The organism is Desulfococcus sp. (assembly GCF_050178255.1).
GTDB lineage: Bacteria > Desulfobacterota > Desulfobacteria > Desulfobacterales > Desulfococcaceae > Desulfococcus > Desulfococcus multivorans.
On record NZ_JBFXGG010000132.1, the window covers coordinates 1 to 7745 of the forward strand.

A 7745-nucleotide genomic window follows, 5' to 3' on the forward strand; every position below is an offset into this window, starting at 1 on the left:
TTTTCGGCATGTGCGTCATCGGGGTTCCGTCGACGTAGATGACGCCCTCATCCACCAGTTCCAGGGCCATCAACATGCGCAATACCGTTGTCTTGCCCGACCCGGAAGGCCCGATGATAGCGACCATCTCATTGGCTCGAACGTCAAGGTCCAGGGCATCGAGGACGGTCAGGTCTCCGTAGCGCTTCGATACCCGGTCGAACCGCACCATAGGAATTTCGGGCCCTGTCAACTCCAGGGGAAATTTCTTGTTTTCCATCACCGTTAATCAATCCTTTGTGTAAAGTTTTTTCATCCCCAGCGAAGCACGCACCCAGTCCTCGAACCGCCGGATGGACATCGCCGCCGGCAGCGAAATGGCCAGAAAGATCGCCCCCACCAGGGTGTAAGGCTCCAGGAATCGATAGGTCTCGGCCCCGATGGCCGTGGCCACGTGAAACAGTTCCGTAACGCCGATGACCGAGAGCATGGGGGAGTCCTTGAAGATACCCACCAGGTAGTTGCCGAGGCCCGGAATGATGTTGGGGATCGCCTGGGGAATGATGATTTTAAAATAGGTTCGCGGGACGCTGAGATTAAGAGCGATGCACGCCTCCCACTGCCCCTTGGGCACGCTATCGAGCCCGGCTCGATAAACCTCGGAAAGATACGCGGCGTAGTGCAGACCGATGGCGGTCATGCCGGCGGTCCAGGGCGAAAGACGGACGCCGAACTGCGGCCCCACGTAAAAGACGAAAAAGATCTGCAGTATCAGCGGCGTGGACCGAATCATCTCGACAAATTCACGGATTATTACCGTCAATGGCCGAAACGGCGTCCGCTGGGCAAGGGCGAAGAAAAGTCCCACCACCAGCGCGATGAGATAGCCGAATCCCGCGGCCATCAACGTATTGAGGGTGGCCTCCAGGAGCCGGGGCAGAATCTGGATCGTAAAATCCCATTTCCAGTCAAACATGGCGTTATCCTCTACTCAGTTTAAGGGCAAGTCGGCGCTCCAGCCACCGCATTCCCGGCGTGATAATGCATCGCGCCATTACGTAATAGATGATCAACGCCGTACCGAAGGCCTGGGCGGACTGAAAGGTCGTCATGTTGATCTGTTTGGACTCGAACATCAGGTCCGAAACGGATATCAGGGCGACCAGCGCCGTCGACTTGAGAAGCTCGATCAACAGGTTTCCCCACGGCGGCAGCATGTTCAGCAGGGCCTGGGGGAAAATGATCCGACGCATCCGTTTGAACGGCCCCATGCCGAGGGCGATGGCGGCTTCGTACTGTCCCCGGGGAACCGACTGCACGCCGCCCCGGACCAGTTCGGCCCCATAGGCGCCGAGGTTCAATCCCAGGGCGAGAAATCCCGCCGTGAATTTTCCCAGGGTGAGGCCGAAAAGGGGCAATACGAAAAAAATCCAATAGAGCTGCACCAGCAGCGAGGTCCCTCGAAAGACCTCGATATAGGCGATCCCCAGCCAGCGTACGGGCAGGATCGGGGACATCTTCATAAACCCCGTCGTCAAGGCGACGACAACAGCCAGAAGCGTACCCAATCCCGCCTGCTGGAGCGTCACGACGGCGCCGTCGGCAAAGCGCGGCCAGTAGGCCAATAGAAATTCGACGTATTCCTGCATCGTCCGGACTACCGATTCTCGCAAACATAGGCGGTGGTCACATCGCCGGGAAGCTGGGAGTTGCCGTAGCCGTACTCCTGAACGGCCTTCATCATCTCATCGGATCCCAGGTATGCCTTCAGGGCCGTGTTGAAGGCCGCCAGGAATTCGGTATCGGCTTTTCGGAAGCCGACGCCGACCCAGTTGAAGGTCCATTCGGGATTCAGAGAAGGGTCGGTGGCCTCGACCGTCCCCCCGCTCTCCCTGGACAGATGAAGCGCAGAGAAATAGGTCATGCCGCCGGCATCGGCCCTGCCCGCCTTGATGGCCGCCAGGATCTCGCTGTTGCCGGGGACCGTCATGATATTGCCCGCCGGAACCCCGGCTCTCTTGGCGTTTTCGATGGTGCTGTAACCGGCCCCGGTGACGATAACGGCGTTTTTCGTCTTGATGTCGTCATAGCTCCCCAACCCCTTGGGATTACCCTTGGGAACAATGAAGCATTCGCCGAACACCCCGATAGGTTCTGAGAAATTGACGTTATCGCATCGATTTTTCATGATGTACATCCCGCCGGTAATGACATCGAAGCGATTCGCCTTCAGACCCGGGATCAGGCCGCCCCAATCGGTGACGACCGGCTCGATATTGGTGTACCCCATCGATTTGAGAACGCCCATCGTGATGGCGTTGACAAACCCGAGCGGCTTCTGATTCTCCCCCGGGTAGGCCCAGGGTACTTCATTGGCAAAACCGATCCGGATCGATTTACCGCTGTTGACGCGGTCCATGATCTCGTCGGCATGGGCCGCAGTGGTTATTCCCGAAAGGACAAACGTCGATAAAATCGTCAGGATCGCCAAAAACGAAAGCCGCCTGCGCGGTGCTGTTGCAAACATCATTTAGAACCTCCTCATCGCGTATGGGTATTCTGAAAAAGCATCTTGAAAGGGTCGGAAGCCGCCCTTCGCGATATCCGTCAATCACATCCCCGATGTTGAAAAAGGATGTCATACAAGAATATACTTTCTGATCAATTTAAAAATAAATGTCGTTCAGGTTCGAATTTTCACGAAACCTTATCTTTTTTACTGACGACTACAGATAAAAATATATAAATTGCTTTATGTTGGATAAGATCTTCATTGCAGTTAACCTGAGAAAAATAACGCAATTAAATATTTTTTTCAATTGTACTGAAAGCTTATATGCGGGTCTATGGTGGGAGGAACCCCATATATGGGGAGTTGGAGATCTATTTCAGAGAAATGCGCCTTTATCCAGCCGTTTTCGACAAACGGAGCTTATCTTGAATCGAAAGGCGGTGAATGGAAGACGCCGATGCACGTCCAGGCTTGAATCCGTTGATGTTCAGCTGAGCAGCAGGCGCACCGCGCCCCGTTCCAGCCGAACGGCAGCGGGCAGACCCCCCGCCGGTTCCCCATCGAGTTGAAGCGGCACCCGGTCATCGGCAGCCAACCGGATCCGTATTCCCGAGCGATGACGAACGCCATGGAGCGTTGAAAGACCCGATGTCATCATGTGCCGGACAACTCGAAGAAGATTGAGGCGGGAACCCGGCGGAACCGCCACCACGTCGAGCCGGCCGTCAAAGGGATCCGCGCTTCCATCGACGACGGCCCCAAACGCCATTACCCGCACATTGGCCAGGATAACACTCGCGGCGACGCCCAAAAACGCCCCGTCCACGGAAACCGAAATAGGCGGTGCGGCATAGCGGCCAAGGGCCGCCGTCATCCGGGGGAGTCCATATATCAGGCCGGGCAACCCCATCCTTCCGGTGCGGGAGGCGTTCAGCGCGTCAATCACGACGGCGTCGAAGCCGGCGCCGAGCCATAGCAGGAACGCCCGCTCGCCGTCGTTGAACCGGGCCACTCCGACATCGACCGGTCGGGAATCCGTTTCGAGAAAAAATTTAACGGCTGCCGCGGGGTTCTGAACGAATCCAAAGGCCTGAACCGCGACATTGGCCGTTCCGGCCGGCAGAAAGCCAAGCTCGGGGCGATCATGAGCACCGGTGCCGATGCGCATCAGGCCGTTCAGGACCTCGTTCAGGGTGCCGTCGCCGCCGACCGCGACAACCCGGTCCACATCCATGCCCCGACGGGCCGTCATCTCTGCGGCATCGCCGCGATGACGCGTCTCGATCACCGCCACGCGGCAGGACCTGGAAAGACCACGGCAAAGGATCGCGGCCCGTTTCCGAGCCAGGCCCCCACCCGATGCCGGATTGACGACGACCAGACAGGATATCACGACTCTCCCTTCACCTGGGATCCGCCCACAATCTCACCACCCGCTTATTCAGCCGAATGCGCCCATAATCCGCGGAAGCGGCATCACCCCCGGCGAATCCTGTCACGATGTTCCCGGTCACTCGGATACCCGGCATCAGCCCGACGCCTCGGCCCAGGCCTTGCGTCGCACCTGGAATAGCCCCCTGTGGGCGGCCACATCCTCCTGGGAGGCAAACAGGTAGGCCACGTCCCCGGCTTTCAGACGGAAGCTGCCGTCGGGATTGGCGTAGATCTTTCCGCCGCGTTGTACAGCCACCACCGTAAGGCCGTGCTTCCTTCGCAATTCGCTTTCAATCAGGGTCTTGCCGTCCAACAGAGCCCCGGCCTCCACAGTGAGGCCGCTCACCTCGAAGCCGGAGAAGGATTTGTCCAGCATGGCCATGGGGTTGTGCATGGGCTCGCCCCGACGCAGCACCTGGTAGCCTTCTTCACGCACCTGGGATGCGAACTGCTCGATGGTGGCATGCGGTACGAGATACGTCCGCAGCACACGGGCAAAGATTTCAAGGGAAGTCTCGAACTCTTCGGCCACGACATGGTCCGCCCCCAGGGCCATCAACGGCTCCACCTCCGCAACGAAGCGGGTGCGCACCACCATGGTGACAGCGGGATTGATGGACTTGGCCACCTGGGTCACCCGGCGGGCCGAGACGGGGTCGGCCACCACGACGGCCACCACCTTGGCCTTCTCCACCCCCAGATGTTTGAGAACCTCGGGCAGCCCCGCGTCGCCGTGGCGAATGGGCTCGCCCTTTTCACGCTCCATGCGAACGGTGTCCGGGTTCATCTCCACCACGCAGTAAGGGATGGCGGCGCTTTTGGCCGTGTTGGCCAATTGCCGTCCCCCCAGGCCGAACCCGACGATAATGAGGTGGTCCTTCAACCCGGAAATCACGCCGTTCTGGGCCAGGCTCCGCTCACGCCATTTGCCGAGCCCGGGTATGCCGGAGACCATCCTGGACAGGACATGGGATCCCTGTATGCAGAACGGCGCGGCCAGCATCGTCAGGATGCTCACCGCGAGGAAAAGCTGGTAACGCTCCTGGGAGAGCAGGCCGGCATCCGATCCCACCTTGGCCAGCACGAAAGAGAATTCTCCCACCTGGGACAAGGAGAGTCCCACCAGCACGGCGACGCGCAGGGGATATCCAAGGGCCATGGACGCTCCGCCCGCCACAATGGACTTGAGGACCAGGACGATGCCCGCCGTCCCCAGAACCAGCGGCAGGTTCTCCCACATGAAATTGAGATCCAGGAGCATGCCGATCGAAACGAAGAAGAGGCTGGTGAAGACGTCGCGGAAAGGGTGCACCCCTTCCAGCGTCGCGAGGGCGTAATCCGTCTGGGCAATGATGAGCCCTGCCAGAAACGCGCCCAGGGAAATGGACAATCCCACCCATGCCGTGAACATGGCAATGGCCAGGCACAGCACCAGCACGCTCAGGAGAAACAGCTCCCGGCTTCGCGTCCGCAGCACGGCCAGAAGCAACCGTCGCACCACGTATCTGGCCAGCACCCAGATCACCCCCAGTACCCCGATGGACTTCACCGCCAGCATCAGCAGGGATCGGCCCATGTCCGGCGAGTCCGAGGCCAGATAAGGCACCAGCAGCATCATGGGCGCGACGATGATGTCCTGAAAGATGAGCACCGCCAGGGCGATGCGCCCGTGGGGCGCGGACAGCTCCGAACGTTCCTGCAGCAGCTTGATGACGATGGCGGTGGAGGAGAGCGCCACCAGAAAACCGGAGAGAACGGCGCTTCCCGTGCTGCTGCCGTAGAGGCTGTCCAGCTCGAAAAAGAGGATGATGGTGAGCACCACCTGAAGTCCGCCGCCCAGCAGAACCGGTTTCTTGAGGGCCTTGAGCTCACCCAGGGAGAGTTCGAGGCCGATGGTGAACATGAGCAGAATCACGCCCAATTCGGCGATGCCCTCCACGGCATGGACATCGCTCACAATGCCGAAACCGCTGGGCCCTACAACGATGCCCGTGACAAGGACGCCGACAATAGCAGGCAGATTGATTCGAAGACAAAAAAATATCGCAGCCACGCAGCAGGCGAAAACCGCGATCAGCTCGGGCAGCATGGGGATGTGGGGCACGGCTTCTCCTTGTGAACACGTAAACGATCGCCTCGAGAAGGCATTACGCGCGCAAGTCTATGGGGATCGCGGTGCCGTGTCAAGCGGCTTTCCAAAGCCGGGTTCCGGAGAAGCGCCGTTCCCGAGTCGCGGCTTATCACGGGGCTGGCGGGAGAGGGTGTGCCGCTCCCCCTCTCCCGGGGTGATCCGATATGGCGGATCTGCCTACAGAATCTCCTTCACCGCCGAGACCACCTGCGCTGCATCGGGGATGTAAAAACGCTCCAACGGAGGACTTGCCGGCACCGGAATGTCCGGGCCGGTCACTCGCCGCAACGGGGCTTTCAGATCGGCGAAGGCCTCTTCCATCACCACGGCCGCCACTTCACCGGCAAAACCGCCGGTTCGCGTGGCCTCGTGCAACACCACCAGGCGGCCGGTCTTGCGTACGGAGGAAAGAATGGTCCTCGTGTCCAGGGGAACCAAGGTCCGCAAATCCACGATCTCCGCTTCGACGCCTTCCCGGGCCAGTTCCTCGGCCGCCTTCAGAGCCGTCCCCACCATCTTGGACCACGTCACCACGGTGACGTCCCGGCCCTGCCGTTTGATATCGGCTTCTCCGATGGGAATCAGGTACTCTCCCTCGGGAACCGGTCCGGGCACAAAATAGAGCATCATGTCCTCGATGAAAACAACGGGGTTGGGATCCCGGATGGCCGATTTGAGCAGCCCTTTGGCATCGGCCGGGGTGCCGGGCATGACCACCTTCAGCCCGGGGCAGTGGGCGACCCAGGCCTCCAGGTTATGGGAGTGCTGACACCCCGCGCCGAACCCGGCACCGGCTTTCATTCGCACCACCAGCGGAAAGGACGACTTGCCCCCCGACAGGTAACGCAGTTTGGCGGCATGGTTGACAATCATGTCCGAAGCGAGCGTAAAAAAAGGGTTGAACATGATCTCCACAACCGGTTTCAGGCCCGCTTCGGCCGCCCCCACGGCCAATCCCGCGATGGCCGCCTCCGAAACCGGCGTGTCCCTGACGCGCTCCGGCCCGAACGCCTTCAGCAACCCCGCCGTGGGAAGCATCGGGCTTTCGTGTATGCTCACGCCCACGCCCTCTCCGGCGATGAAGACATCGGGGTCCTGCGACATCTCTTCCCTCAGGGCCTGATTCACAGCCTGTCCCATCCCTAATTGCTGCATGATATCCTTCCTTTCATCCGTGGAAATTATTTAAGCGAAAACATCCTCCAGGGCCTCGTGAGGCTCGGGATAAGGGCTCTCCTCGGCAAAGCGAACGGCCGCCTTCACGACGGCCTCGACCGCCCGTTCCATCGCCGCCAATTCATCGGCGCTGATGAGTCCCTGGGCAAGCATATCGCCGCGAAGTTTCGGGATCGGACACGCCGCCTGCCAGGCCGCGATCTCCTCCCTGGGCTGGTAAAGCTGAAGATCGCTTTCGCCGTGCCCCCGCCAACGGTAGGTCTTGTACTCGATGAGCGTCGGCCCCTTGCCGGCGATGGCCCGGGCCCGGGCATCCACTGCCGACGCATAGACCGCCAGTGCGTCGTTCCCGTCGACCACCACCCCCGGAACGGCATAACCCGCCGCCCGATCCGCGATATGTTCGACCCGGGTATGTTCTTCATAGCGCTGGGCCCCGGCATACAGATTGTTCTCGCACACGAAAATCACCGGAAGGTGCCACACGCTTGCCAGGTTCAGGGCTTCGTGAAA

8 protein-coding genes are annotated in these 7745 nt (G+C 60.1%); all 8 read right to left on the minus strand.

The genetic code is table 11. From position 1 onward, the window contains the following. Positions 1-259, minus strand: a 259-nt coding sequence (locus AB7S84_RS15370; protein WP_428155555.1) for an ATP-binding cassette domain-containing protein, incomplete at its 3' end; no start/stop codon positions are given. A 9-nt stretch (positions 260-268) separates the two neighbouring features. Continuing rightward, entirely contained in the window at positions 269-955 is a 687-nt protein-coding gene (gene ehuD / locus AB7S84_RS15375) for an ectoine/hydroxyectoine ABC transporter permease subunit EhuD (RefSeq protein WP_428155557.1), read from the minus strand. 4 nt (positions 956-959) lie between these two features. Beyond that, positions 960-1628, minus strand: coding sequence for an ectoine/hydroxyectoine ABC transporter permease subunit EhuC (gene ehuC / locus AB7S84_RS15380; RefSeq protein WP_020877426.1), 669 nt, complete (start codon positions 1626-1628; stop codon positions 960-962). Between the two features lie 8 nt (positions 1629-1636). Beyond that, positions 1637-2509 (minus strand): ectoine/hydroxyectoine ABC transporter substrate-binding protein EhuB, encoded by an 873-nt coding sequence (gene ehuB / locus AB7S84_RS15385; RefSeq protein ID WP_020877427.1) that lies wholly within the window; start codon positions 2507-2509, stop codon positions 1637-1639. 469 nt (positions 2510-2978) lie between these two features. Then, the gene (locus AB7S84_RS15390; protein WP_020877428.1) at positions 2979-3884 is read right to left on the minus strand and encodes a diacylglycerol/lipid kinase family protein; all 906 of its coding nucleotides are present in this window, start codon (positions 3882-3884) and stop codon (positions 2979-2981) included. A 135-nt stretch (positions 3885-4019) separates the two neighbouring features. Then, the gene (locus AB7S84_RS15395) at positions 4020-6029 is read right to left on the minus strand and encodes a cation:proton antiporter (RefSeq protein WP_428155560.1); all 2010 of its coding nucleotides are present in this window, start codon (positions 6027-6029) and stop codon (positions 4020-4022) included. A gap of 204 nt (positions 6030-6233) precedes the next feature. Next, a complete protein-coding gene (locus tag AB7S84_RS15400) occupies positions 6234-7211 on the minus strand; it encodes an alpha-ketoacid dehydrogenase subunit beta (protein ID WP_020877431.1) in 978 nt (325 codons plus the stop codon). Between the two features lie 30 nt (positions 7212-7241). Then, positions 7242-7745, minus strand: a 504-nt coding sequence (locus AB7S84_RS15405) for a thiamine pyrophosphate-dependent dehydrogenase E1 component subunit alpha (protein WP_428155563.1), incomplete at its 5' end; no start/stop codon positions are given.

What these genes read in the sequence shown, in the direction of transcription:
- AB7S84_RS15400 (WP_020877431.1), bottom strand. Translation starts at nt 7,211, where the DNA reads ATGCAGCAATTAGGGATGGGACAGGCTGTGAATCAGGCCCTGAGGGAA.
- ehuD (WP_428155557.1), bottom strand. Translation starts at nt 955, where the DNA reads ATGTTTGACTGGAAATGGGATTTTACGATCCAGATTCTGCCCCGGCTC.
- ehuB (WP_020877427.1), bottom strand. Translation starts at nt 2,509, where the DNA reads ATGATGTTTGCAACAGCACCGCGCAGGCGGCTTTCGTTTTTGGCGATC.
- ehuC (WP_020877426.1), bottom strand. Translation starts at nt 1,628, where the DNA reads ATGCAGGAATACGTCGAATTTCTATTGGCCTACTGGCCGCGCTTTGCC.